General features: G+C 34.1%; 24 protein-coding genes. 13 read left to right on the plus strand and 11 right to left on the minus strand.

The genetic code is table 11. From position 1 onward, the window contains the following. Window positions 1–80 precede the first annotated feature (80 nt). Window positions 81–1,034 carry a D-2-hydroxyacid dehydrogenase gene (locus tag Q0358_RS03190; protein WP_299547071.1) on the minus strand — a complete coding sequence of 318 codons (954 nt, stop codon included), beginning with the start codon at window positions 1,032–1,034 and terminating at the stop codon, window positions 81–83. A 51-nt stretch (window positions 1,035–1,085) separates the two neighbouring features. On the opposite strand from Q0358_RS03190, the gene argB reads away from it, so the two are divergent. Further along, on the plus strand, window positions 1,086–1,940 hold the full coding sequence (argB, locus tag Q0358_RS03195) for an acetylglutamate kinase (protein ID WP_299547074.1): 855 nt from the start codon (window positions 1,086–1,088) through the stop codon (window positions 1,938–1,940). A gap of 394 nt (window positions 1,941–2,334) precedes the next feature. Here argB and cmoB read toward each other — a convergent pair whose 3' ends face one another. The 7 genes from cmoB to dnaA all read right to left on the minus strand — a co-directional run bounded on the left by cmoB (window position 2,335) and on the right by dnaA (window position 10,514). Further along, window positions 2,335–3,255 carry a tRNA 5-methoxyuridine(34)/uridine 5-oxyacetic acid(34) synthase CmoB gene (gene cmoB, locus Q0358_RS03200; RefSeq protein WP_299547077.1) on the minus strand — a complete coding sequence of 307 codons (921 nt, stop codon included), beginning with the start codon at window positions 3,253–3,255 and terminating at the stop codon, window positions 2,335–2,337. Further along, window positions 3,255–3,464 (minus strand): hypothetical protein, encoded by a 210-nt coding sequence (locus tag Q0358_RS03205; RefSeq protein ID WP_299547080.1) that lies wholly within the window; start codon window positions 3,462–3,464, stop codon window positions 3,255–3,257. The genes cmoB and Q0358_RS03205 overlap by 1 nt, the downstream gene beginning before the upstream one ends. Before the next feature lie 95 nt (window positions 3,465–3,559). Next, window positions 3,560–4,945, minus strand: coding sequence for an anaerobic C4-dicarboxylate transporter (locus tag Q0358_RS03210; protein WP_299547083.1), 1,386 nt, complete (start codon window positions 4,943–4,945; stop codon window positions 3,560–3,562). 60 nt (window positions 4,946–5,005) lie between these two features. Further along, window positions 5,006–5,653 (minus strand): glycerol-3-phosphate 1-O-acyltransferase PlsY, encoded by a 648-nt coding sequence (gene plsY, locus Q0358_RS03215; protein ID WP_299547086.1) that lies wholly within the window; start codon window positions 5,651–5,653, stop codon window positions 5,006–5,008. A 9-nt stretch (window positions 5,654–5,662) separates the two neighbouring features. Next, entirely contained in the window at window positions 5,663–7,975 is a 2,313-nt protein-coding gene (gene gyrB, locus Q0358_RS03220) for a DNA topoisomerase (ATP-hydrolyzing) subunit B (RefSeq protein WP_299547089.1), read from the minus strand. Window positions 7,976–7,983: 8 nt separating this feature from the next. Next, on the minus strand, window positions 7,984–9,051 hold the full coding sequence (gene dnaN / locus Q0358_RS03225; RefSeq protein ID WP_299547092.1) for a DNA polymerase III subunit beta: 1,068 nt from the start codon (window positions 9,049–9,051) through the stop codon (window positions 7,984–7,986). A 170-nt stretch (window positions 9,052–9,221) separates the two neighbouring features. Then, window positions 9,222–10,514, minus strand: coding sequence for a chromosomal replication initiator protein DnaA (gene dnaA / locus Q0358_RS03230; protein WP_299547095.1), 1,293 nt, complete (start codon window positions 10,512–10,514; stop codon window positions 9,222–9,224). A gap of 137 nt (window positions 10,515–10,651) precedes the next feature. Here dnaA and ruvC point away from each other — a divergent pair, with 137 nt between their 5' ends. The 8 genes from ruvC (at window position 10,652) to dcuC (ending at window position 17,847) form a co-directional block, all read left to right on the plus strand. Then, entirely contained in the window at window positions 10,652–11,134 is a 483-nt protein-coding gene (gene ruvC, locus Q0358_RS03235; RefSeq protein WP_299547142.1) for a crossover junction endodeoxyribonuclease RuvC, read from the plus strand. Next, a complete protein-coding gene (gene thyX / locus Q0358_RS03240) occupies window positions 11,134–11,760 on the plus strand; it encodes an FAD-dependent thymidylate synthase (protein ID WP_299547098.1) in 627 nt (208 codons plus the stop codon). The genes ruvC and thyX overlap by 1 nt, the downstream gene beginning before the upstream one ends. Beyond that, window positions 11,753–13,903: a ribonuclease R family protein gene (locus Q0358_RS03245; RefSeq protein ID WP_299547101.1), complete on the plus strand. Its 2,151-nt coding sequence runs from the start codon at window positions 11,753–11,755 to the stop codon at window positions 13,901–13,903. Before thyX ends, Q0358_RS03245 begins: the two co-directional genes overlap by 8 nt. After that, window positions 13,903–14,916 carry a DNA polymerase III subunit delta gene (locus Q0358_RS03250; RefSeq protein ID WP_299547104.1) on the plus strand — a complete coding sequence of 338 codons (1,014 nt, stop codon included), beginning with the start codon at window positions 13,903–13,905 and terminating at the stop codon, window positions 14,914–14,916. Before Q0358_RS03245 ends, Q0358_RS03250 begins: the two co-directional genes overlap by 1 nt. Window positions 14,917–15,009: 93 nt before the next feature. Next, window positions 15,010–15,396 carry a 30S ribosomal protein S6 gene (gene rpsF / locus Q0358_RS03255; RefSeq protein ID WP_299547107.1) on the plus strand — a complete coding sequence of 129 codons (387 nt, stop codon included), beginning with the start codon at window positions 15,010–15,012 and terminating at the stop codon, window positions 15,394–15,396. Window positions 15,397–15,417: 21 nt separating this feature from the next. Beyond that, a complete protein-coding gene (locus Q0358_RS03260; protein ID WP_299547110.1) occupies window positions 15,418–15,966 on the plus strand; it encodes a single-stranded DNA-binding protein in 549 nt (182 codons plus the stop codon). Window positions 15,967–15,975: 9 nt separating this feature from the next. Then, window positions 15,976–16,233, plus strand: coding sequence for a 30S ribosomal protein S18 (gene rpsR, locus Q0358_RS03265; RefSeq protein ID WP_006802324.1), 258 nt, complete (start codon window positions 15,976–15,978; stop codon window positions 16,231–16,233). A gap of 156 nt (window positions 16,234–16,389) precedes the next feature. Continuing rightward, window positions 16,390–17,847 carry a C4-dicarboxylate transporter DcuC gene (dcuC, locus tag Q0358_RS03270; RefSeq protein ID WP_299547118.1) on the plus strand — a complete coding sequence of 486 codons (1,458 nt, stop codon included), beginning with the start codon at window positions 16,390–16,392 and terminating at the stop codon, window positions 17,845–17,847. A 14-nt stretch (window positions 17,848–17,861) separates the two neighbouring features. On the opposite strand, the gene Q0358_RS03275 is transcribed toward dcuC, so the two are convergent. Continuing rightward, the gene (locus Q0358_RS03275; RefSeq protein ID WP_299547121.1) at window positions 17,862–18,320 is read right to left on the minus strand and encodes a hypothetical protein; all 459 of its coding nucleotides are present in this window, start codon (window positions 18,318–18,320) and stop codon (window positions 17,862–17,864) included. 12 nt (window positions 18,321–18,332) lie between these two features. Then, complete coding sequence (locus tag Q0358_RS03280; protein WP_299547124.1) at window positions 18,333–19,619, minus strand: adenosylmethionine--8-amino-7-oxononanoate transaminase; 1,287 nt, start codon at window positions 19,617–19,619, stop codon at window positions 18,333–18,335. Window positions 19,620–19,744: 125 nt separating this feature from the next. Between Q0358_RS03280 and Q0358_RS03285 the strand changes: the two genes are divergently transcribed. The 4 genes from Q0358_RS03285 to Q0358_RS03300 are packed head-to-tail and all read left to right on the plus strand — an operon-like array spanning window position 19,745 to window position 24,385. Further along, entirely contained in the window at window positions 19,745–20,359 is a 615-nt protein-coding gene (locus Q0358_RS03285) for an acetyltransferase (RefSeq protein WP_299547127.1), read from the plus strand. Window positions 20,360–20,370: 11 nt separating this feature from the next. After that, on the plus strand, window positions 20,371–21,492 hold the full coding sequence (gene pglE, locus Q0358_RS03290) for a UDP-N-acetylbacillosamine transaminase (RefSeq protein WP_299547130.1): 1,122 nt from the start codon (window positions 20,371–20,373) through the stop codon (window positions 21,490–21,492). Then, window positions 21,493–23,301 (plus strand): UDP-N-acetylglucosamine 4,6-dehydratase (configuration-retaining), encoded by a 1,809-nt coding sequence (gene pglF, locus Q0358_RS03295; protein WP_299547133.1) that lies wholly within the window; start codon window positions 21,493–21,495, stop codon window positions 23,299–23,301. 19 nt (window positions 23,302–23,320) lie between these two features. Further along, window positions 23,321–24,385: a glycosyltransferase gene (locus Q0358_RS03300; RefSeq protein ID WP_299547136.1), complete on the plus strand. Its 1,065-nt coding sequence runs from the start codon at window positions 23,321–23,323 to the stop codon at window positions 24,383–24,385. On the opposite strand, the gene Q0358_RS03305 is transcribed toward Q0358_RS03300, so the two are convergent. Next, window positions 24,375–25,253, minus strand: a complete 879-nt coding sequence (locus tag Q0358_RS03305; RefSeq protein WP_299547139.1) for a DMT family transporter — start codon at window positions 25,251–25,253, stop codon at window positions 24,375–24,377. The two genes, Q0358_RS03300 and Q0358_RS03305, sit on opposite strands and share 11 nt — an antisense overlap. Between the last annotated feature and the right edge of the window lie 103 nt (window positions 25,254–25,356).

Consider the following 25,356-nt stretch of genomic DNA (forward strand, 5'->3'; position numbering starts at 1 on the left):
TAACAAATAGGAGAAAAATTAGAAGAATTTTTTAAATTTCTAAGAAGATTTGGTGGAATCTAAAAAAGGATTTCAATCTTTTAAGAGTGCATAAATTCCACAATATTTTTTAAGATTCCATCTATTAAAATCTCTTTGCTTTCTTCATAGCCCCACGCATTATGCGGTGTTAGCACAAGCTTGTTTGCAATCTCTTTATCAAAAAATGGATGATTTTGTTTCATAGGCTCCTTAGTAAATACATCAAAGCCTGCATAAATTTCACGCTTCTTTAGCTCTGTTGCCAAATCTTCTTCATTGACGATTCCGCCTCTACCGACATTAATCAAAATCGCACCATTTTGCAAAAACCCTAAATTATTAGCATTTAATAAGTTTTGCGTGTTAGGATTAAGCGGAGCGTGAATAGAAATGATTTGAGATTCTTTTAAAAGCGATTCTAATTCTTTTTTGGGGTATTTTGCGTTTGTGTTTTTGCCGCTTGTAGAATAATAACTAACCTTTGCCCCAAATGCACTTGCAAGCTCTGCTACACGCTCTCCTATGCTCCCTAAACCAATGATCCCCCACTGCTTGTTTTGGATAAGATTAAGCGAATAAGAAAGATTTGTAAATAAAGAATTTCTTGCATATTCTCCACTTTTACAATAAGAATCATAAAAAGCTAACTTACCACTTAAGGCTAGAACTAGCATTAGCGTGTGCTGTGCTACACTTTGTGTAGAATATCCTGCGACATTTTTAACTAAGATTCCAAATTCACTAGAAGCTTGTAAATCCACATTATTCATTCCTGTTGCTGTAATACATACAAGTTTTAATGTGTCTTTTAACTCTGCTAAAGTCGCACGATCTAGCACGACTTTATTTGTTAAAATAATCTCTACTCCTTTACATCGTTCTAAAACTTCATTTGGTGCTGTTATGGGATATTCTGTGTAATGAAAATGTGGATTGATTGCCTTTAACTGCTCTTGCAAAGAATGTTTCCCTAGTGTCAAACCATCTAAAAATACAATTTTTGCGTTTTGCATTTGTAAGCCTTTTCGTTATAATTTTAGCCATTTTATCACAAAAGAGGCAAAATGCACAATCACTCTAAAATCGTTTCAATTCTTTTAGATTCTCTTCCTTATATCCGTTTTTTTCGTGGCTCTAAAATCGTGATTAAATATGGAGGAGCAACGCAAATTAATCCAGAGCTAAAAGAGCAATTTGCTATTGATATTGTAATGCTTTATATGTTGGGGATTAAACCTATCATTATTCACGGCGGAGGCAAGCGCATTACTGAACTGCTTGATGCGTTAAACATTTCAAGTGAATTTGTCAATGGACTACGCGTAACAAGTATTGATGCGTTAAAAATTGTTGAAATGGTGCTAAGTGGAGAGATCAACAAAGAAATCACGGCGTTTTTGAACTTTCACGGCGTTAATGCACTGGGTATTAGCGGTAAGGACGCCTCACTCTTTCAAGCAATCCCAAAAGATAATGGTAAATACGGCTACACAGGTGAAATCACCCAAACAAATGGAGAAGTTATTAACAATCTCTTAGCGCAAAATTTAGTGCCTGTTATTGCGCCTATTGCTTGTGGTGATGAGGCTGGACATCCGGGCTTTAATATCAATGCAGATTCTGCTGCAAGTGCTATTGCAATCGCCACAGGCGCAAAACGAGTGATTTTCTTAACAGACACCAAAGGCGTGCTAGATAAAAATGGAGAAATTATAGAATCTCTAAACATCGCTCAAACACAAGATCTTTACGCAAATGGAACAATTAGTGGTGGTATGATTCCAAAGGTTGAAGCGTGTTTAGATTGTGTTAAAAATGGAGTGGAAAAGGCACATATTATTGATGGCAGGATTCCACATTCTTTGCTTTTAGAGCTTTTTACAAGTGCAGGGATTGGCACAGAATTTATGGCAGAATAGCATTGGTGCATTTTGCGATTCCACTTTCAAAACTAATGTTTTTAGGCTTAGATGGGGTATGCAATTTAACGAAGTAAAATTAAAGATTTTATTAGGATTTAAACAATCCAAAAACTGCTGAAAAATATGCAAATGCTCTAAAAGATATGAATACAATAATTACAACGAAACTTAATGAAGATAATAGCATTATGTTAAAGTTTGATTCTAATAGGACATTGGAAGTCAAAGAACTATATAACACAAATAATGAATTTTAACCTTACTGAAAAATGAGAAAGTGGAATCGTTTCTTCAGATTTATATAAAATCAGAAGTGTAGAAAATATACTTGCATTTTAAAATTTAGGAAAAAAGATAAATTACACCCTAGATTTGAAAGAGAAGTATAGTTTTATATTTTTTTAGCCTTCAAATATGCCCTTTTTGGAGCTGGGTAACCCTCAATGGTTTTCTCTCCTGTGAGATCTAAAAAATCTTCTAAGGATTCTTTGCTGCTCCATTCTGTTTTTCTTTGCTCATCAAATGCAGTTTTTAAAGTTGAAATATGGAAAACCTCTTTAAATCCGCAAGATTCTAGCCAATTTTTAAAAGTGCTAAGAGTTGGAATAAAATAGACATTTGGCATTTTTGCATAACGCTCCTTTGGACATAAAGCAATCTCTCTCTCTCCATCAATAATTAGACTATCAAACACTGCTTCACCATTCTTTTTAAGTGCGTTATACACTAGCTTAATAGAATCTAGCGGACTTTTTCTGTGATACAACACTCCAAGACAAAGCATTACATCAAAAGAATTTGCAAAAAATCCCAACTCTTCAATCCCCAAAAGTTCAAAATTTAAACGCTCTTCTTTAGCAAAAAACTGCAAAAATTTGTATTGCAAAAAACATAAAGGCATAGGATCAAAACCTATAATTTGTTTAGGATTTTGCTCTAGCATTCTAAACATATAATAGCCATTATTACAGCCTATATCGCCGATAATCTTGTCCTTTAACTCTAAATGTGGATTTAACAAATTATATTTTATCGCACTATTCCACTCACTAAGAATTTCTAAATCATTGATTTTAAAAGGACCTTTACGCCAAGGAATCAACGCTTTAGCCACTTCACAAATTAACTCAAAGGATTTTGCGCTAATGTGTGGAATCTCTATACAAATGCTATCTTTATAAAAAATCTTAACTCCTGCTAATTCTGATTTTGGAATGGATTTTAAAGATTCTAACTTTTCTTGCAAGGGCAAAATGTGCTTGAAGCTCAAAGCACGATTGCGTGTAATCCTTATTTGTTCTAAAGTCTGCATTACCAAACTTCTTGTTCTTGCTGTTGTTTTAAAACTTCATCTTTATAGATAATATTATCTGGACACACTTCGTGGTATTTACCCTCTGCATCATAATAATAACGCTTTTCGTCCCAATAAGAATTGGAGATTCCACAAGAATTTTGATACAAACAGCCACTAAGATTAAAAGAAATAAAAAGAGAGAAAAGACTGATTTTAATCCACATTATTTTGCCTTGTAATTTTATGTGGAAGTGTATAACGCAATGCAAAAGAAACTGCTTAAAGTTAGAATCCAAAAAGGATTCCAACTTTTATTACATTATAAATATCCTGCAAACATCGCAAAGACATAACCAAACACACAAGACGAGAAAACCCCAATTAAGCCGGGTAAAATAAAGCTATGATTGATTACAAATTTTCCAATATGTGTTGTTCCTGATCGGTCAAATTGAATTGTCGCTAAATCGCTTGGATAGGTTGGCAAAATATAATATCCATAGCAAGCTGGCGCAAAAGCTACGATAATTGCTGGATGCACGCCAATACCTAATGCTAAAGGAACAAATGCCGCAATTGCTGCTGCTTGAGAATTTACAAATTTAGAAATTAACAAAAGCATAATCGCATAAGTCCAAGGATGTTCTTGCACCACACCACCAAGTGCTGATTTCATCATTGGTGTATGCACAGCAAACATTGTATCTGCCATCCAAGAGATCCCAAACACTGCAACAAGCGCGATCATACCAGAGCGGAAAATCTCATTTTTGCCAATTTTGCCCGCATCTACATCTGTAAAAATTAGCAATGCGGCACCTGCTAAGAGCATAAACATTTGAATAGTATCTACCATACTCATAGGCTTTAACACACCTTTTACTTCAAAGGCTGGGCGAAGCTCTGGAAATGCACCAAGAATTGCTACAATGGCAATTGCACCTAAGAAAATCCACATTGCAAGCCAACTTTTAAAAGGTAATTTCACACCCAAAAGCGTTTTTGCATCTCCATAAACATATTTTTTAAATTCTGGATCTTTGATTCTCTCTTGAAATGCTTCATCTTTATCCAAATCTTTGCCTCTAAACCAAGAAAAGATTCCGACTATTAGCACACCACATAGCGTGGATGGAATCGTAATTGCAAGCAAATCTACATAGCCATCAAAACCTGCTAATGGACTTGCTGCATTTAACAAAAACGCTGTTAAAGACACAACTGCAACAGACACTGGGCTTGCAATAATCCCCATTTGTGAAGAAATTGAAGAAGCTGCCATTGGGCGTTCTGGACGGATTCCATTTTTGATTGCAATATCATAGATAATTGGCATCATTGTATAAACAACATGTCCTGTCCCGCACAAGATTGTAAGAAAACAAGTTACAAATGGAGCTAGAATTGTTAAAAATCTAGGATTTTTTCGCAAGATTCTCTCTGCAATTTGTAACATTACATCTAAACCACCACTTGCTTGCAATGTCGCACTTGCAACAACCACAGCCAAAATCGTAAGCATTACAGAAATTGCAGGCTTACCTGGTGCTACATTAAACCCAAATGCTAGGACTAAAAGTCCAATTCCACCTAATAATCCTAATGCGATTCCACCTTTTTTTGCCCCATAAAAAAGACAAATCAAAACAACAAATAGTTGAATGGTAAATTGCCACCCTTCACTAAGATTTATTAAAAAATCCATTGTGAGACTCCTTTTAAAAATTTGAAGTGTGATTTTATCACAAAAAGAATCTAAATTAACCTAAAGAATTTTTTGCTCTTTGTTTTGGAGAAGACGCACAATATTTGGAAAATGCTTATAAAGCACAATAAAAGCGATAAGAACTAAAGGTGTATGCGTGCTAATATGTGGGATTTCTGGGTGGATAATGAAGCTAGAACCTATACCTACAAATAATCCAAGCAAAGAAGCAAGAGAAGAGATTTTTAAAAATTTGCCGACAAAAAACCAAACAATTAAACCCAAAAGTGCTTCAAGTGGCAAAAATACAGCAATCACACCAACTGTCGTTGCCACACCCTTTCCGCCTTCAAGTTTCAAAAATGGGCTAAAACAATGTCCAAGAACAGCTAAAAATGCAAGCATCCATTGCGCTTCATAGCTTAAACCTATAAGTTTTGCAACTAAAATCACCACTATACCTTTTAGTGCATCACTTAACATTGTAAGAATTGCAACTTTTTTAGCAAGCTTTGGATTATTCTGTTTTAACGCACGCAAAACATTTGTAGCTCCTATACTTCCGCTACCTACTTCTCTAATATCTACACCCCCTAAGAGTTTCCCATATAATAACCCAAAAGGGATTCCACCTATTAAATAAGCTAAAATGTAAAAGATTCCATTTAAGCTTGTAAAAAAATCAATGATTCCACCTAATAAATACATAAAAACACCCTAAACATCTAAATGTTTGACATCTTTTGCGTGTGCTTGGATATACTCACGGCGTGGTTCAACCTCATCTCCCATAAAGAGAGAAAACACATCACTTGCTGCATCATCATCTTCAATTTCTACACGGATCAATCGGCGATTTTCTGGTGTCATTGTTGTTTCCCACAATTGCTCTGGATTCATTTCTCCTAAACCTTTATAACGCTGGATATATGCACCTTTTTTACTACTTTCTTCAATCTTTTCTAGCATTGCAATAGGATCTTCACCATTTAAAAAATTTAAATCTCTTTCTTGCATTTTTTCATACACATAACGCGCTTCTTCAAAAAGTGGATGAGAGAAAAGTTCATCATCAATTTTAATATCCACCAATCCAGAATCCGTTTGCACATACAAATGGATTTTTTCTTCATCAATGTAAGAATTTAAGATATTAAAGTTTAATGCAATGATTTTTTCTTTGATAGATTCCGCTAACACCGCATTTTTTTCACCAATTAAATCTGGATTTTCAATCAAAAATTTCACAATTTCAATAAGCGAAAAACGTTTTTTAAGACTTTGTAGCGTTGTGCGATAATGAGCGGTGATTTTAAAAAATTCCATCAAATCTTTATTACCAATTCCACTAAATTCAAAATTTTCGATTCCATTTTCAATTAAGTATTCACTCAAAGCTTTTTCATCTCTTAGATAAATTTCCTTTTTCCCTTTTTTAAAGCGATAAAGTGGTGGCTGGGCAATGTATAAATATCCTGCTTCAATGATACCTTTTAAATAACGGAAGAAAAAAGTCATCAAAAGAGTTTGGATATGACTACCATCAACATCAGCATCTGTCATTATGATGATTTTATTGTATCTTGCTTTTTCTATATCAAACTCTTCTCCAATCCCACAACCAAGAGCGGTAATAAGGTTTTTAATTTCTTCACTTTTTAAAATCTTATCAAGGCGTGATTTTTCTACATTTAAAATCTTTCCACGCAAAGGCAAGATTGCTTGATACACTCTATCGCGCCCTTGTTTTGCAGAACCTCCTGCAGAATCACCCTCTACTAAATAAAGCTCACTAATGCTTGGATCTTTGCTTTGACAATCCGCAAGTTTCCCCGGAAGTGTTCCTACACTAAAAGATTCTTTTTTGCGCGTAAGTTCTCTTGCTTTTTTTGCAGCTTCCCTACCTCTTGCAGCAAGTAAAGCTTTTTGCATAATTGCCTTTGCTTCATTTGGATTTTCTTCAAAATATTTTGAAATTTTGTCATAAGTGAGTTTTTGAACAATAGGTTTTACAAAAGTGCTTCCAAGCTTACCTTTTGTTTGTCCTACAAATTGTGGATCAATCACTCTAACTGAAACAATAGCAACAAGTCCTTCCCTAATATCATCACCTGTGATTTTAGAATCTTTTTCTCTAGCATTTGCATTTGCTTCAATATAATTCATAATTGTTCTTGTAAGTCCAGCTCTAAAACCTGCTTCGTGCGTTCCACCTTCACTTGTATTAATATTATTTACAAAACTTAGCACTTTTTCATCAAAGCCTTCATTATAAGTTAGTGCAACCTCTACTTCTACACCTTCATCTTTGCCTTCAAAGCTTAGAATATTTACAAGTGCTGGCTTTTTATTAATATCTGTAATAAATTGTGATAAACCCCCTTCAAAATGATAGATTTCATTAAATCCATCGCGTTCATCACTAAAGTGAATTGTAATTTGATGATTAAGATATGCAAGTTCTTTGAAGCGTTTTTTTAGAATCTCTTTGTCAAATTCTACCACTTCAAAGATAGTAGGATCTGGGATAAACTCAATAGTTGTTCCATTTTGTTTTGTTTCACCGATGATTTCTAAATCATTTTGTGGAATCCCTTTTGCAAAATCTTGACGATAAACTTTATTATGTTTATAAATTGTCATTTGTAAAGAAGTAGAAAGCGCATTAACAACAGAAACTCCAACTCCGTGCAAGCCTCCTGAAAAAGTTTTTTGATCAAACTTACCCCCTGCATGAAGAATTGTTAGCGCAACAGTTGCCGCTGGGATATTTTCTGTTGGATGAATATCAACAGGGATTCCGCGTCCATTATCTGTAATTTTTGCTCCACCATTTTTTGTTAAAACTACATCAATTTTGGTGCAATACCCAGCCATTGCTTCGTCAATACAATTATCTACAACTTCATAAATTAAGTGATGCAATCCATTTGTATTTGTATCACCAATATACATTCCGGGGCGTTTTCTAACAGCTTCTAAACCCTTTAAAACTTTAATACTTTGACCAGTGTATTCTAAATCTTCCATATCTCCCCTTAAAGTATAATTGGCATAACAACTGTTGAGAAATTCTCACTCTTTAGGATAAATGGAGCATTTTTACCATTTAAAGCCCAAGTGAAAGTTGCTGTATCAATCTGTGTTAAAAAATCTAAAATATGCTTAGAATTAATTCCTATTTCAATTTCTTCAGTAATAGGGAGTTCTATTTCAATTTGTGTTTTTGCTTCAGAATTATCCTGACTTAAAGATTCAAATAAAATTTCGTTAGATTTAAATATAAGTTTTACATCATTTGTTACGGAGTTGATAACTTTTATTCCTTCAATGATACTAGATTTTGGGATATTTAGTTCTATTTGCATTTCTTTTGGTAGGATTTTTTCATAATCTGGAAATTTTCCATTGATAAGATGTGAAAAGAAAATATAATTTTGTGATTTGATGATGACATTTTTTTCATTATAAAATAGCTCTACATTATCAAAAAATAATCTTTGGATTTCTGTGATTGCTTTTCTTGGGAAAATTAAAGATAAGTTTTTACCAGATGGTTTTTCAAATTTAATAATTGCAAGGCGTTTTGTATCTGTGGCAATAAAATTATAAGAATATTCTTTAATATCTAGAAGCGCACCATTTAATTCGCGTTTTTGATTATTCATATCAACAACTGGAAAGATTTTTTTCATTGAAGTAATAAGTTCTAAAGAATTGATTTCTAATTTTGGTAAGGTTTCAAATTCTGGAAAAGTTGGAAATTCTTGAGCATTAAACATTGGGAGTTTAAAGGAGCTTCGATTTTGTTTGATGTGAAGATTTTCGTTGTTTGTGTAGAGATTAACTTCTCCTTCTTTTAGACGTTTGATAATATCTAAGATTTGCTTACCATTAACTGTTGCGATTCCTTCTTCTATGATATTTACAGAATCCGTAAGAGCGCAAAGTCCCATTTCAAAATCTGTTGCTTTTGCAATAAGTTGATGATTTCTAGTTTCTAAGTAAATATGAGAAGTGATCTGACTAGAGTCTTTTTTATCTAAAAAAGGTTGTAAAGATGTGAAGATATTATCTAACACACTATTTGGAATCGTAATGTTCATAAAAGCTCCTTATTTTTAAAAATTTTAGAAGTATTAGTAGGGCAATTGAATTGTTGAATAACTGCTATAAGCTTCTAAAATTAGGGTTTTTTCTTTGGTATAAATGCTGTTTGAAATTTCACATTAATGCACAATTTTAGCAAAAGTTTGTTTGTGTCGTGTTTAAAAAGTTATTTTATTTTGTTTTTTATTTCTTCAATGATGGTTTTAAAGTTTTGATTTTCGTTGATTTCGTTTTGGATACTTTTCATTGCTTTACTTACAGTGCTATGATCTTTCATTCCAAAATAATTTGCAAGAAAAGGCATTGAATTTGGTGTAAGAGTGCGTGCAAGGTAAATTACGATTTTACGGGCTGTTACGATATTTTTAGAGCGACTTTTGCTTTTAATATCAGAAGGTTTTAGATTATAATATTTTGAGACGGTTTCAATAATACAATCTATATCAATGTTTTCTTTGGATTCTTTGATATATTCTTTTAAAATGTCTTTGATAAAATCTAGGCTAATTTCTTGGATATTTGTAACATTCATTGAGAAGCTAAGTTTTACTAAAACGCCTTCAATTTCACGGATATTATCATTAATGTTTGCCGCGATGAAATTAATAATTGTATCGTTTAAATGGATTCCATCTAATTCACATTTTGCGCGGATAATGTTAATTTTTGTTTCTAATTCTGGTGGTTGAATATCCGCAAGCAAACCAGAAGTAAAGCGTGTTTTTAATCTTTCTTCTAAACCTTTCATATCTTTTGGAGGGCGATCAGAAGTTAAAACAATTTGTTTATGGTTTTCTTTAAGTTCATTAAATGTGTGAAAAAATTCTTCTTGGATTTGATCTTTTCCGCTTAAAAACTGAATATCATCAATGAGCAAATAGTCACAAGCGCGGTATTTTTCACGGAATCGTTCCATTGTGTTGTTGCGAATATGGAGTAAAAAATCATTTAAAAATTGCTCACTTGTTGTGTAAATTACATTTTTACCTACATTAACATTTGCATTGCCAATTGCATTTAATAAATGCGTTTTGCCAAGTCCAGTGTTTCCATAAATCACTAAAGGATTATAACTTGTGCTTTGGTTTTGTGCCACGGCTTTTGCGACATTAAAAGCAAAAGTGTTAGAATTACCCACAACAAAGGATGCAAAGGTAAAGGAGGGATTGAGATTTGATGCGGTGTTTTGTTTGCGATGATTTGGTTTGTTATCCTTTTTTTTGTTTGGATTTAGCACTTCAACGACAACTTCTGGTTTAAAACCACTATGGATTTCAAAAAGATGAGCGATTTTATTTGCGTATTTTGTTTTAATCCAGCTTGCTATAAAAACATTAGGAGCATTTAGCACAACTCTATCATCACGAGAGTATTTTTCATTATAAGATAATTGACTAATATAATTATCAAATTCAAAAGGTGTTAGCTCATTTTTTAATTGTAAAAGGACAAAATGCAAAGGACTCTCCAAAGTTATTCACAGAGTGTGAAAAAGATGTGAATAAGTTGTGGAATTTTAGCAAATTTTTTAATTTAATCTATAAAAATAGATAACTTTAGTAGAATCCCAAAATATTTTTTTGATTTAAGGTTATGATGAATATTTTAGGAATTGATCCGGGAAGTAGAAATTGTGGTTATGCAATTATTAAGTTAGAAAATAGCGCAATTTCTTTGATTGAAGCGGGATTAATTAAAATTAAAGAGCGGATTTTACAAGATCAAATTGTAGAATTTGTTGAGGGAATTGATCTTGTTTTAAAACAACATAAAATTGATAGCGTTGCTATTGAAGATATGTTTTATGCGTATAATCCAAAAACTGTGATAAAACTTGCACAATTTAGGGGAGCTTTAAGTCTTAAGATTTTACAAGAATTAGGAAATTTTGCAGAATATACACCTTTGCAAGTCAAAAAGGCACTCACAGGAAATGGAAAAGCGGCAAAAGAACAAGTTGCTTTTATGGTAAAACGCTTGCTTGGGATTAAAGGAGAAATTAAACCACTTGATATCACAGATGCCATTGCTATTGCAATTACACACGCACAACGCTTAAAACTTCAAAAAGGACGATAATGCAAATTGAATTATTAACATATACAGATTTAAACATTTGCTCTCACGCAATTAGAACTTGCTGGCAAAGCTTTGAAAAAGGCGACAATGGTGGAGAAAAGGACAAAGAACTTATTGATAGAGTCGGAAATAAATTTAAACACGCTTCAACACTTGAACACTTACATTATACTTTTTATATTCAAGGGATTAGTCGGGCTTGTTTGCAAGAATTAGCAAGGCATAGAATGGCATCTTTAAGTGTAAAATCAAGCCGTTACACGCTAAAAGAACTTAAAGAGATGGAATCTTTTTTACCATTGTGCGGTGAAAATTATAAAAGAGCAGAACAATTTTTAGTTTTTACAGAAAATCAGGCTGTTAATGAAGCATCCATTTATGCACTAGAGAGTTTGAGAAAATTACTTGTGGCAAATATTAGCAATGATTTAGCAAAGTTTGCAATGCCAGAATCCTATAAGACAGAACTTACTTGGAGTATTAATGCAAGAAGTTTGCAAAATTTTTTAGCTTTAAGGACTTCTAAGGCAGCACTTTGGGAGATTAGAGAATTAGCATTTAATCTTTTTAATACACTCCCTAAAGAACATCAATTTATTTTTAATGATGTATTAAGCGATGCTTGAATTTTTAAACTTACTGAAAAATGGGATTCCACTTGATTTTAAACTTGCGGAATCTTTTTTAAAGATTTTGGAAACTTTGCGTGCTTTTGATGTGTTAGAAGTGCGTAAAAATTGCTATGTGTTAAAAAGGCGATTTTGCATAGGAAAAATTGAGCTTGCAAGAGAAGGCTATGGATTTGTAGTCCCTTTGCCAAAAGGAAATGCGCGCGATTGGCTTGTGGAAAAAAAGTTACTAAAAGGCGCACAAAAAGGAGATATTGTCCTAGCTAAAATGTTAAACAAACAACACAACGGACGCCTTTATGCAAAAGTGCTTCAAATTTTAGAAGCAAAACAAAGCACATTGCTTTGTTATTTAGAAAAATATAAATTAGATTGTATGGCAATCTCTATCCCTAATGAAATCCCTTATAAAATCAAAGCAACACAAAAATCCCTAAAGACACTCCCGCCAAATACACTTTTAAAGCTTAATCCCAAAAATGGAGAAATTTTAGAAATTTTAGGTGCATTAAGTGATCCTAAAATTGATGAAACCATAGCTTTAAGTCTTTATAATAGGCAAGAATCTTTTAGTTTGCAAGCAGAAATTGAAGCAGAGAGTTTTAAACCTGTGTTGATTAAAGATTTTAAAGAAAGAGAAAATTGCTCACATTTAGCTTTTTGCGCAATTGATCCCGTGGGGGCGAAAGATCACGATGATGCGATTTTTTATGATGTAGAAAACTCTACACTTTATGTTGCTATTGCAGATGTGAGCTATTATGTAAAAAAAGATTCCGCACTTGATTTAGAAGCAAAAATGCGCGGATTTAGTGTGTATTTCCCAAATAAATCTATCCCTATGTTACCAAGGGCTTTAAGTGAAAATCTTTGTTCTTTGAGTGAGGGAAATTTGCGGCTTGCAATGGTGTGGAAAATCCGCCTGCATAAACGCACAAAAGCGGTGCTAAATAGTGAGCTTTTTGAAGCAGTGATTAAAGTGCGTCAAAAACTTACTTATGAAGAAGTTGATACATTGCTAGAATCCAAAAAAAGTCCCACTATAAAAGCAAATCTAAAGCCGATGTTATTTGCTCTAAATGATTTAGCACAAAAACTTCGTCAAAAACGCTTAAAAAATGGATTTGATTTTTTAGGTGATGAGAGTGTAATGGAGCTTGATAAGAATTTAGAATTAAAGGATTTGCAGTTAAAATCACAGACACTAAGTCATCAGCTTGTAGAAGAATGTATGCTTCTAGCAAATCTTCAAAGCGCATTGTTGCAAAGTCAGCAAAGCACGCAAACAGATGAGCGATTAAAATTAGGAATCTATCGTGTGCATAATGCGCCAAAAGCAGAAAGCATTGAAGAGCTGTTTGCAGAATTTAGATTGCTTGGAATTTGGCAGAAAAATACAATCCCAAAGAATACTAAAGAATTTCACAAGGCAATTTTAGAGATTCAAATGCTAATAAAAGATTCTAATTTAGCAGCAGAAGTTGATAAACTCATTATCCGTTCTATGCAGCAAGCAACTTATGCTAGCCATAATATCGGGCATTTTGGATTAGGTTTTGAAAGTTATAGCCATTTTACTTCACCAATTCGCCGTTATAGTGATTTGCTTTTACATAGAATTTTAAAGGCTAAAATTCAGTTAAATGTAGAATCTTTAGAATCTCTACCTCAAATTTGTGAAGATTTAAGTCAAAAAGAAAGAGAAGTTGCAAAGATAGAATTAGATTTTAAAGATCGTAAATTTGCACGCTATTTAAACAAAAAAATCGGACAGGCATATTTAGGCGTTATCATTAATGATAAAAGTCCAGAACTAGTTACTCTAACAACTCCACCTTTGCAAGGTGCGCGTATTGTTTGTTTAAAAGGTGTTGGTGTGAAATACCAAAAAGTGCGTGTGCAAATTATTGATGTAAATCTTGCCACAGCAAAAGTGTATGGCAGAATCTTAGAATGCTTTAATGAAGGATTTGGAATTCAAAGTGAGCAAATCTCTAAATATCTTTTTACAAAAACGCGTCAAAAGACACAAAATATGCGTCAAAGAGCAAAATTTAATGCAAAAACAATGCAAAAATATCTTAAAAGATCTAAAAGATCAAAACATACAAAAAGCAGGCTTCGCCATAAAGGGAAATAATGTATAAAAAAGAATTAGACACAAAACTTGCCCAAAATGCACAAATTCGTGCGATTTTTCTTTATGGGGCGGATTTATTTTTAATCGGATATTATGGGGAAAAAATTGCAAACAAATTTTTAGAACAAGGCTTTGAAAAAAACAGTTTTTATTTTGGAGAATTTGATTTTCAAAATGCACTAAGTTGTTTTACACAAGGATCACTTTTTGGTGGAGCAGCACTTGTTTGGATAAAAGTAGAAAAAAAGATTCCAAAAAAACAACTTGATACTTTAATAGAAACTTTGCTTAAAAATGGAGATGGAGCATTAATTGTAGAATTTTATCAAGCAGAAAATAAAACAAGTGCTGAATATGCCGCAGATGCTAAAGCTATGAGTGGGAGTTTTGGGACAAATTTAGCAAAACAAGGTGTATTTGAAGCGCGTTTTTTTGCACCTAATTTTTATGAAGCCATGCCGATTTTAAAAGAATATGCGACAAAACTAAATATTAAGATTTCAGATTTTTTATTACATAAAATCTTTGAGCAGCAAAATTTAGATTTAGGCTTAAGTCTTGCAGAATTGCGCAAATATGGAATTTTTACACAAGAAATCACTGCAGAAATGGTGGATAATTTAGGTTATGGATTAGGGAGTGTTCAAGTTGATGAGATTTTAGAATTATTACTCCTTAAAAAGCCCTATTTTAATAAGCTTTCACATTTTTTAGAGCAAGGCTTTGATGAGAGTCAGCTTATAAAAACAGTGCAAAAGTATTTTTTTAGTCTTTTTTTTCTTACGACGCATATTAAATTAAAAGGCGATTTTAATTACGCAGAAGCATTAGGATATAATCCCCCAAAAGCAGTTTTAGAAAAGAAAAAATCCCTTGCTACAAAAATTAAAGAAACACAATATGAATCTATATTCTTCATATTAAACACTTGGAAAGAAGAGTTTTTTCAAGGAATTAATCGTGGTAATGGATTTTTAAACGCCTTAATAAAAATTCAAGCAATTTTAAGATAAAATCCATCCCTTTACATTTTGTAAAAATTGTAAAAAACCTAATAAATCCTTGCTCTTTTCATAAAGAAAAGGGCAAATCCATAAGGAGAATATATGCGTTTTTATGAGACGATGTTTGTGGTAAAACCCACTTTAACACAAGAAGAAATCATCCAAAAGATTGATTTTTACAAAGCTGCAATTCTTAACAATGGCGGTGAAATTAGTGCGACTTTAGATATGGGAATGCGCAATCTTGCTTATGAAATCAAAAAAAATAAGCGCGGATATTATTTCGTTATTTATTTTAAAGCAGAGCCAAAACTTGTTTTAGAATTAGAGCGTTTATATCGCATTAATGAAGAAATTTTGCGCTTTATTGTGATTAAATATGAGAGCAAAAAAGAGCAAAAAGCTTGGGAAACATTAGTAGATCGCGCAATTCATAATAAAAAATCTGCGCCATTAAAAGAAGTTGAGGATAAGCCACAAGAGGTTTAAATCTAAGGTAAGGATATTATAATGTTTAACAAAGTCATTTTAGTTGGAAACTTAACAAGAGATGTTGAGTTGCGCTATTTGCAAAATGGAAGTGCATTGGCAAAACTAGGGCTTGCTACAAATCGCCGTTATAACAAACAAGATGGTACACAAGGCGAAGAAGTCTGTTTCGTTGATGTGAATCTTTTTGGTCGCACAGCTGAAGTGGCAAATCAATACTTAAGACGCGGTTCTAAGGTGTTGATTGAAGGGCGTTTAGTGCTTGAAAGTTGGACAGATAATACCGGGCAAAAGCGTAGTAAGCATAGTATTACTGCTGAGAGTATGCAAATGCTTGGTGGAAAAGCAGAAGGTGGAATCCAAAATGGTGGATATAGCCAAAATGGTGATTATCAAGAGAATTATGAGCAAGGAAACTATAGTGGAAATAGTAGCAATTCATACAATAGCTATGAGAACCAACATAGTTACAATAGCCAATCAAATTCTCAAAAGCCAAGGGCGCAAAATCCTCAAAAAGAAGATGGGATTCCAACTATTGATATTAATGATGAAGAAATACCATTTTAAAGGAACATTATGGCTGAGAAAAAAAGATATTCAAAAAGATATTGCCGCTACACAGAAGCAAAGATTGAATTTATTGATTACAAAGATGTGGAAATGTTAAAACATTCTCTTTCAGAGCGTTATAAAATTATGCCACGCCGTTTAACTGGAAACTCTAAAAAATGGCAAGAACGCGTAGAAGTTGCGATCAAACGCGCAAGACAAATGGCTCTTATCCCTTATATTGTGGATCGCAAAAGAGTTGTTGAAAATCCTTTTAAAATCTAAAAGCTTATTTTAGATTCTTCTCTCCCCTTTGGGGAACTTTTTAATTTATATTAAACAATACGATAAACTTATTAAGTGATTTAATTTCAAATTTAAAAAATCTTAAATATTTTTTATCTACAATAAGCTCATTTATTTTAAATACAAAGGTAAATGATGTCAGCGCTTATGATTCTTTCAACGCTACTTTGTGTTGGAGTTGTGGCATATTATATTTTGAAAAAATATAATCCCATTTTTGTTTTTTTGTTTTCTGGAATTTTAATTCTTGTTTTTGCATTTTACTTTACAGGTATGCCTATACCAAAATCTCCTGTTAGAGAGAGCGCAAGTTTTTTAGATGTGTTGCTTGATAGCTTTGCCTTTATTACAGCAACTTTTAAAACACAGCTTGCTGGGGTAGGGTTGATTATTATGAGTGTAGCAGGTTTTGCAGCTTATATGAAACATATTAATGCCTCTGCAAAGCTTGCGTTTTTGGCAAACAAACCACTTGGAAAAATTAAAAATAAATATTTAATCTTAAGTGGGACTTTTGTTGTAGGTATGGCTTTAAAAATCGTGATTTCAAGTTATGCAGGATTACTTTTGTTGTTGCTTGCTTGTATTTATCCTGTTTTAATTGCACTTAAAATTCGTCCTATTACTGCTGTTTGTGTATTATCTTTAATTGCTCTTGATTATGGTCCAAAGGATGGAAATTCTATTAATATGGCAGATATGGTAGGACAAAAAGACAATGTTGTAGGGCTTTTCTTAAATTATCAAATTTGGAGCGTTATTGCGTATGTGGCAGTCATTGCAATTTTGATCCCTCTTTATTTTGCTTGGGTGGATAAAAGAGATAAGGCTAAGGGCGTGCTTTGTGATGAGGTAGAAACTCCTGAAATCATAGATCCAAAATGTCCAACACTTTATATTTTATTCCCTTGGTTACCTGTTGTGTTTTTATTTAGTGCTTATTTTTTGGGTATAAAACTTGATGTGGTAACGGCGAATTTTGTGAGTATTGCTCTTGTGTTTATCGTTGAGTTTGCACGTCATAGAGACGGCAAGAAGCTAGGCGAAGATATGGTGGTAATCTTAAAGGCTATGGCGGAGATTTTTGTAAGTGTTGTTAGTATTATCATCGCAGCTTCCGTATTTGCTGAAGGGATTAAAGCGCTTGGCGGAGTTGGAATATTGGCAAATGCAGTGTCTTCACTTGGTAAAGAAGGAGAATTTGCAGCAATTGCTGTGTTTGTAAGTATTGCTTTACTTAGCTTCTTGGTGTATGGATTTGCGGTGATTATGGGAAGTGGAATTGCTGCATTTAATGCTTTTGGACGATTGGCACCTGATATTGCGACAAGACTTGGAGTTGCGCCAATTACTTTAGTTTTGCCTATTGAAATTGCTTCCTGCTTGGGAAGGGCAGCTTCGCCTATTGCTGGAGGGATTTTGGCACTTGCTGGGTTTGCAAAGGTATCTCCCGTGGATATTATTAAACGCACAGCTCCACTTTTGCTTATTGCAATGGTAGTAAATATTTTAGTTGCCTTTTATCTTGCTAAAACAAATCCGCTTCCACCACAAGCGGAGCCTAGTGTGCAAGTGGAGCAACAAGTTCAATAAATCAGATTCTTAGTTTATTGCTGGATTTTTCTTAAAAGTTCAGCAATAGCAGTGGAATCTAAATATTCTAGTTCCTTTTTCTGTATCATTTCCTTTAGGACTTTTTCAAGCTCTAAGCTCTCTTGAAAACTAAGTTCTGGGATTTTGTTTAAAGATTCAAGCGCGGAGTTTTGACTTTGTAAAAACTCTAAAAGTGCGTTCTTGCCTATATCTTGTTGTTCTTGTGGCTTGATAACATTTTGAATTCCTAATTGATTGCCCATGGTGTTTTGTGCGTTAATAAATGCGCCGGGTGTTTTGTATTTATCAATGAGATTTTGACTAGGGTAATTTGGTCTTGTGTGGATTTGTCCGCTGTTGTTGATGGTGGAGTTTGAAGCGGAATCTGGCTTGGGATTAGGCTTTGGTTTTGGTTTTTGTGGAGCACTATTATGCGTTAGTGCTTGCATTTGTGTGTTAAATGTAAATGCCATTGTGAAATCCTTTTAAAATGTTTTTAAAATCGCATAGATGGAATCTAAAATATAAGCCGCTTCATCTTTGGTTAGAATATAAGGGGGCATTAGATAGATTGTATTACCAAGTGGACGAAGTAACAATCCCTTTTTGAGACCTGCTTTAAAGACCTCTAAACCTTTACGCTCCCCTTTAAATCCTATTAAATCAAAAGCAAAAACCATTCCTTGATGGCGTAAATTCCCAACACAACTAAACTTTCTTAAAGCTTGCATTTTTTCCCAAATAAAAGCGGATAATTCTTGGTTTTTCACAAGCACATTATCGCGTTCAAAAATATCTAAAACCGCATTTGCACACGCACAAGCTAGCGCATTTCCTGTGTAAGAATGAGAGTGTAAGAAAGCTTTGTTTTCTGCAAAAGGTGCGTAAAATAAATCATAAATTGCATTGCTTGTAACAACCACAGAAAGCGGTAAATAACCACCTGTAATGCCTTTGCTTAAACAAAGAAAATCTGGCACAACGCCACATTGCTCATAGGCAAATAAACTTCCTGTTCTTCCAAACCCCACTGCAATTTCATCAAAAATTACATACACACCTGCTTCTTTACAAAGTTTTGTTGCTTCTTTTACAAAGGTTGAACTATACATATTCATATTTCCCGCACATTGAATCAGTGGTTCTAAAACTAAGGCGATAATGGAATCTTTTTGTGTGTTTAATAAGATTTTTAAGGCTTCTAAAGATTCTTCAATATTTTCTCCACTTGGCGCTTTGATTTTTAAAGTTTCTAGCAAAATAGGCGCATAAACATCTGTGTAGATTCCAACATCTCCCACACTTAAAGCACCGATTGTTTCTCCGTGATAGGCATTTTCTAAACATAAAAATTTGGTTTTTTTCTCTCCTTTAAGCGCGCTTGCGTGAAATGCCATTTTAAGAGCTACTTCAATAGCGCTTGAGCCATTATCTGCATAAAAACACTTGCCAAAGTTGGAATCTAAAAGCCCTAAAAGCCGCTTAGATAAGTCAATAATAGGCTTATGCGTAAAGCCTGCAAAAATAATATGCTCCAAAGATTCTAATTGCTCTTTGAGTTTTGCATTAATATAAGGGTTGCAATGTCCAAAAAGATTTACCCACCAACTAGAAATGCAATCTAAATACGCTCTATCCTTAAAGTCATAGAGATACACGCCACTAGCGCGTTTAATGGGGATTAGCGGAATGTTGTTTTCGTGGTCGTGCATTTGTGTGCAAGGATGCCAAATGCAAGATAAATCAAGCTCTTTTAGCGTTTTGGATTCCATATTTTACCCTTATGGTGAATTTCTTTTTATTTTACTCCTTAAAAGATAAATTTAAAGCGCAAATGAAAGAAAATGCGCTAAAATCGCATAAAACACTTAAGATACGCAAAACTCAAAGGAAATAAATGCAAAAACTAGCAATCTTTGGTGCAGGCGGACACGGAGCGGTGATAGCTGATATTTTAGAAGCACTTAAAATCTCTTATCTTGTGATTGATGATACACCACAAACAAAACAATTAAATGGTATTAAAGCAATCACTAAAGAAGATTTTTTAGCTCTTAAGAACACAAAAGAATACGGCGTAGTTTTAGCCATTGGAAATAATGCGGTGCGTAAAAATCTTTATGATTTTTTTATACAAAAAGGTTTTTGCTTACCATCTGTTATCCATCCTAGTGCTATAATCTCAAAATCTGCTAAGATTGCTGATGCGGCGGTTGTTTTCCCAAACGCTGTGATTAATGCACGCGCTAATATTGGCATAGGAGCGATTATTAATACTGCAAGTGTTGTAGAACACGATTGCAATGTGGGTGCGTTTGCGCACATTGCTCCTAGATCTACACTTTGTGGGAGTGTTAGTGTTGGTTGTGTAACACATATTGGTGCTGGAAGTGTAGTGATTGAAGGCAAGAGTGTGGGTGAGCATTGTGTAATTGGTGCTGGAAGTGTAGTGATAAATCCGATTCCATCTTTTAAGAGAATCGTTGGCAATCCGGCAAAAAAAGAAATTTAAAAGGAGAAAAAATGGCATTTAAAATCTTTTTATCCCCACCACAAATGGGCGGAAATGAACAACAATATGTGAATGATGTGTTTGCAAGCAATTATATTGCTCCGCTTGGAGAATTTGTTAATCGCTTTGAAGAAGAGATTAAATCCTATACGCACTCTCCAAATGCACTGGCATTAAATGCTGGCACAGCAGCGTTGCATCTTGCCTTAAGGGTGGGTGGAATTACACAAGGTGATATTGTGTTGGCAAGTAGTTTTACCTTTATTGGTTCAATTGATGCGATTTTGTATCAAGGAGCTGAACCTGTGTTTATTGATAGTGATTTGGATTCTTGGAATCTTAATCCAGAGTTACTTGTTAAGGCGATTGAGTCATTGCCTAAAAAACCAAAAGCACTGATTCTAACGCATTTGTATGGACAATGTGCAAAGATTTATGAGATTATGGAGATATGCAAACAATATGGAATCCTGTTTATTGAAGATGCAGCAGAGTCTTTAGGTGCGTTTTATGATGGTAAGCATAGTGGGAGTTTTGGGGAGTTTGGCGCGCTTTCTTTTAATGGGAATAAAATCATTACTTGTGGTGGTGGCGGAATGCTACTTGGCAAGGATAGAGAAAAGATAGAAAAAGCGCGTTTTTACTCCACACAAGCTAGAGAGAATTTGCCTTATTATGAGCATTTAGACTATGGTTATAACTATCGTTTAAGCAATGTTTGTGCGGCTATTGGTGTTGGGCAATTAGAGCAAATTGAACAAAGAGTGGCAAAAAGGAGAGAAATTTTTAAATGGTATAAAGAATCTTTAGAGAAAGTCTCTCAAAAGCTAGAGTTTATGCCAGAGATTCCAAACTCTAGGGGAAATCGTTGGCTAACAACTTTGCGCTTTTTAGATTCCAAAATTAATCCTTTAGCCTTAGTGGATTTTCTTGCAAAAGAAGGGATAGAATCTCGTCCATTGTGGAAGCCTATGCACTTACAGCCACTTTTTAGGGATTCTAAAGCATTTGTCAATGGTGTGAGTCAAAGGTTATTTGAGAGTGGAATTTGTTTGCCAAGTGGCGGCGCATTAGAAAAAAATGATATTGATTGGATTTCTAATTTGATTTTAGATTTTATAAAGAGTTGTTAAGTGTTAAAATCTGCTCTTTTTCGTCCAAGCAATGCCAAGCGCGTTACATTTTTTGTGCTTATTGATATTATTATTTCGTATTTTACGCTAATTTTGTCTTATGATTTGCGCTTTAGTTTTCAAGTGCCTTTAGAGTTTAAGGCAAGCGTTGTTTTGGTTTTTTTGATTTTAATTAGTTTAAAGGTTCTGTCTTTAGCTATGTTTAGGCTCTATTTGGTGCCGTGGCGTTTTTTTGGACTTTTAGAAGCATTAAAATTATTTTATGCACACGCTTTGGCGTATGGAATCTTTTGCGGAATCTCTTTTTTAGGGATTTTTGGAGATTTTCCATTAAGTGTTATTGGGATTGATTTTGTGATTTCTAGTATCATTATTGGGGCAATTAGAATCGCAAAGCGCATTTATTTAGAAAATTCTCCTAAGCACTCACCAAAACCTGCTGTGATTTTTGGAGCAAATACACAAACGCCAACACTCATTAAAGCGGCACTAAATAGCGAGATCCCTTTCTATCCTTTAGCCATTATTGAAGAAGATAAAAAGGCTATTGGAAGTTATATTTCAAATCTTAAGGTATATCCAAAAAACGCATTAAAGGAGTTAATCGTCGAGCATAAAATCAAAAGTGCGATTCTAACACGCGATTATGCTAAACCACCCTTAAAGGATTTGTTTGACGATCTCACAAAGCTTGGCATCGAAGAAATAAAAATCGCCACAATGTTAAAAGATGAGCAAGAAAGCCTAAAAGATATTTCTATTGAAGATTTGTTAAGTCGCCCTATTAAAGACTTAGATAAAGCAACTATTCGAGCATTTTTAAAAGATAAAAAGATTTTAATTACAGGGGCTGGTGGCAGTATTGGTAGTGAGATTGTGCGGCAATGTGCGGACTTTGGAGCCAAACGCTTAGTGCTTGTAGAACATAGTGAGTTTAATTTATATGCGATTTTAGAAGAATTAAATCAAAAATATCCCCAAAAAATAATGGATAATGCAGCACTCTTTCGCCCTTGTTTGCTAAGTATTTTAGAAAAAGAACGATTGTTGGCTCTTATTAAAGAAGAAGCCCCTGATATTATTGTGCATGCAGCAGCTTATAAACATGTGCCATTGTGCGAATATAACCAAAAAAGTGCGATTGAAAATAATGTGATTGGCAGTAAAAATGTCGTAGATTGTGCGATTGAAGCTTGTGTGCCTAAGATTGTGATGATTTCAACTGATAAAGCAGTGCGTCCTACAAATGTAATGGGTGCAACAAAGCGTGTTGTGGAATTGTATGCGCAAAATGTAGAATCCAAAACAAGCGAAATTGTGGCGGTGCGTTTTGGAAATGTGTTAGGGAGCAGCGGTTCTGTTGTGCCAAAGTTTAAAGCACAAATCCAAAGCGGCGGACCAATCACAGTTACACACCCTGATATTACACGCTATTTTATGCTAATCCCAGAAGCTTGTCAGCTTGTTTTGCAAGCAGGAGCGATTGCTAAGGGGGGAGAGATTTTTATTTTGGATATGGGAGAGCCGGTAAAAATTGTGGATTTAGCTAAGAATATGTTGCGCTTGTATGATAAAGAAAATGAAATTGCCATTGAATTTAGTGGATTGCGACCGGGTGAGAAACTTTATGAAGAGTTGTTAATTGGTGAGAGTGAAGGTAAAACAAAATATCCTTCTATTCAAGTAGCGCGACCAACGCATTATGATATAAACAAACTAAATAGAGATATTGCTGAGTTATTAATCACAAAAGACAGAATTGCAAAGCTTAAAGAAATTGTAGTGGAGTTTAATCATAATGCTGGATGAGAGTTTAGGGGCGTGCAAAATGGAATCCAAAAAGATGGAATCCAAATTAGCGCAAAAGTGCATAGTGCTTGTTGTGTCGTCTTTGCGAATGGGCGGAGCGGAGAAAGTAGCAAGTTTCTTGGCAAATGCGTTAGTTAATGAATATAGAATTGTGCTAGCACTTTGGAGTAAAAATGAGCAATTTTATGCTTTGGATTCTAGGGTGCAAGTTAGAGAGATTGCAAGCAAAAGGCGTGGAATCTTAGGAAATTTTGAAAAAATCAAAGCTCTTGCAAAACTCTTTAGAGAAGAACAAGCAAAACTTGTGATTAGTTTTATCCATCAAACCAATGTCTTAGCAATCTTTGCAAGCGCAAAAAGAATTCCAATTATTGCCACAGAACATAGTATTTATACAAGCTTAAGTGGCGTATGGAGCTATTTGCGTAAAATCGTGTATCCCTATGCTTCTTGTGTTACAACACTGACACATAGAGATTTGCGCCATTATGTATTTTTAAACAATGTGCGTGTGATGCCAAACCCCATTTCTGTGGAGCAAAATGATTTGCAAGATTATCGCGCATTTAAGCCTTATGTGTTAAGCGCAGGGAGAATGATAAAGACTAAGCATTTTGATGAGCTTTTAAGTGCGTTTAAAATCTTTTCTAAACAACACAAAGAATTTTCTTTGTTGCTTGCTGGAGATGGCAGTGAGAAAGAAAAATTAGAAAAGCAAGCTAGCGATTTAGGGATAAAAGTTGTGTTTTTAGGACGCTTAGAAAATCTTTATAATGCGTATAGCGATGCGGAGTTTTTTGCACTTGCAAGCCATAAAGAAGGTTTAAGCAATGTGCTAATTGAAGCATTAATGTGTAAAATTCCCGTGGTAAGCTATGATTGCCCTTATGGACCAAGTGAAATTATAGAAGACAATGGCTATCTTGTAGAGCTTGGGAATGTGGAATCCTTAGCAGATCATTTTGAGAAAGTTTTAGAAAATAGAGAGTTTTTAGTTAAAAATACATCTAAAATCAACGCACGCTTTAGTGAAGCAGTGGTGCTTAAAAAATGGCGTGCTTTGATAGAAGAATTTATCGTCTAAGACATAAAAGGATCGATCCAAAGATAATCAAAAATGCTCCAAAATATTGCAAGGCACTTAAGTTATCTCCTAAAATCCAAATGGATAATATCACCGCAACAAGGGGTTCAATCATACCTAAAATTGCAGTTTTTGTGATTCCAATCTTTGGCATCCCTAAATAATATGCAACCATTGCAAAAAGCGTGGAAAATATCGTAAGTGCCAATAAAGCAAAGATTCCAATAGGCGGAATCTCAAAGAGATTTGGAAAATTCTCGTGCGCATTTAGCATACTAAGAAGCATTGCAATGGAAGAAAAAAGGCACACATAAAAACTAGAAACTAAAAAATGGCAATTACGTGTTATGCTTTGACTAAAAATTACATAAAGCCCATAAAATAATGCACCAATTAAAGAAAGCGCAACACCAAGATAATTTAATGTAATGTCTTTTGGAATTTGTAAAATCACCACAAGTCCAATCGTGCAAAGCACAAGCGCAAGAAGTGTTTTGGATTGAATTTTTTCTTTAAAAAACACAAGCGTCACAAGCGTAACAATGACAGGATAGATGTGATAGAGCATTACAGAGAGTGCTGTTTGGATATATTGTAAAGAATCTAAATAAGCAAATGATTGGATAGAATATAAGATCCCACCTAGAAAAATGAACTCCAAAATTTTGCGCTTAGGCAAGAGAATTGAAACTTTTTCAAAGCGCGTAACAATAAGAAGCAAAAAACTTGTGCAAGCAAAACGAAAGAAAAGAATAAAGTCTGTTGTTAGCCCGCTATTTTGTCCAAGAACCGTCCAAATAGGCATAAACCCATATGCAACACTTGCGCTAACCATCCATAGCACGCCAATTTGTTCTTTATTTAACATTGCTGTTATTCGCCTTTGCTTGATTTTGAAGATAGAATCTTAACCCACTTTCATTTAATCTCCCCTTAAGCTTTTCTAGCTATAATTCCACTTCCTTTTTTGC

The sequence above is a fragment of the uncultured Helicobacter sp. genome, from assembly GCF_937893305.1.
GTDB lineage: Bacteria > Campylobacterota > Campylobacteria > Campylobacterales > Helicobacteraceae > Helicobacter_D.

What these genes read in the sequence shown, in the direction of transcription:
- Q0358_RS03190 (WP_299547071.1), bottom strand. Translation starts at nt 1,034, where the DNA reads ATGCAAAACGCAAAAATTGTATTTTTAGATGGTTTGACACTAGGGAAA.
- argB (WP_299547074.1), top strand. Translation starts at nt 1,086, where the DNA reads ATGCACAATCACTCTAAAATCGTTTCAATTCTTTTAGATTCTCTTCCT.
- cmoB (WP_299547077.1), bottom strand. Translation starts at nt 3,255, where the DNA reads ATGCAGACTTTAGAACAAATAAGGATTACACGCAATCGTGCTTTGAGC.
- Q0358_RS03205 (WP_299547080.1), bottom strand. Translation starts at nt 3,464, where the DNA reads ATGTGGATTAAAATCAGTCTTTTCTCTCTTTTTATTTCTTTTAATCTT.
- Q0358_RS03210 (WP_299547083.1), bottom strand. Translation starts at nt 4,945, where the DNA reads ATGGATTTTTTAATAAATCTTAGTGAAGGGTGGCAATTTACCATTCAA.
- plsY (WP_299547086.1), bottom strand. Translation starts at nt 5,653, where the DNA reads ATGTATTTATTAGGTGGAATCATTGATTTTTTTACAAGCTTAAATGGA.
- gyrB (WP_299547089.1), bottom strand. Translation starts at nt 7,975, where the DNA reads ATGGAAGATTTAGAATACACTGGTCAAAGTATTAAAGTTTTAAAGGGT.
- dnaN (WP_299547092.1), bottom strand. Translation starts at nt 9,051, where the DNA reads ATGAACATTACGATTCCAAATAGTGTGTTAGATAATATCTTCACATCT.
- ruvC (WP_299547142.1), top strand. Translation starts at nt 10,652, where the DNA reads ATGAATATTTTAGGAATTGATCCGGGAAGTAGAAATTGTGGTTATGCA.
- thyX (WP_299547098.1), top strand. Translation starts at nt 11,134, where the DNA reads ATGCAAATTGAATTATTAACATATACAGATTTAAACATTTGCTCTCAC.
- Q0358_RS03245 (WP_299547101.1), top strand. Translation starts at nt 11,753, where the DNA reads ATGCTTGAATTTTTAAACTTACTGAAAAATGGGATTCCACTTGATTTT.
- Q0358_RS03250 (WP_299547104.1), top strand. Translation starts at nt 13,903, where the DNA reads ATGTATAAAAAAGAATTAGACACAAAACTTGCCCAAAATGCACAAATT.
- rpsF (WP_299547107.1), top strand. Translation starts at nt 15,010, where the DNA reads ATGCGTTTTTATGAGACGATGTTTGTGGTAAAACCCACTTTAACACAA.
- Q0358_RS03260 (WP_299547110.1), top strand. Translation starts at nt 15,418, where the DNA reads ATGTTTAACAAAGTCATTTTAGTTGGAAACTTAACAAGAGATGTTGAG.
- rpsR (WP_006802324.1), top strand. Translation starts at nt 15,976, where the DNA reads ATGGCTGAGAAAAAAAGATATTCAAAAAGATATTGCCGCTACACAGAA.
- dcuC (WP_299547118.1), top strand. Translation starts at nt 16,390, where the DNA reads ATGTCAGCGCTTATGATTCTTTCAACGCTACTTTGTGTTGGAGTTGTG.
- Q0358_RS03275 (WP_299547121.1), bottom strand. Translation starts at nt 18,320, where the DNA reads ATGGCATTTACATTTAACACACAAATGCAAGCACTAACGCATAATAGT.
- Q0358_RS03280 (WP_299547124.1), bottom strand. Translation starts at nt 19,619, where the DNA reads ATGGAATCCAAAACGCTAAAAGAGCTTGATTTATCTTGCATTTGGCAT.
- Q0358_RS03285 (WP_299547127.1), top strand. Translation starts at nt 19,745, where the DNA reads ATGCAAAAACTAGCAATCTTTGGTGCAGGCGGACACGGAGCGGTGATA.
- pglE (WP_299547130.1), top strand. Translation starts at nt 20,371, where the DNA reads ATGGCATTTAAAATCTTTTTATCCCCACCACAAATGGGCGGAAATGAA.
- Q0358_RS03300 (WP_299547136.1), top strand. Translation starts at nt 23,321, where the DNA reads ATGGAATCCAAAAAGATGGAATCCAAATTAGCGCAAAAGTGCATAGTG.
- Q0358_RS03305 (WP_299547139.1), bottom strand. Translation starts at nt 25,253, where the DNA reads ATGTTAAATAAAGAACAAATTGGCGTGCTATGGATGGTTAGCGCAAGT.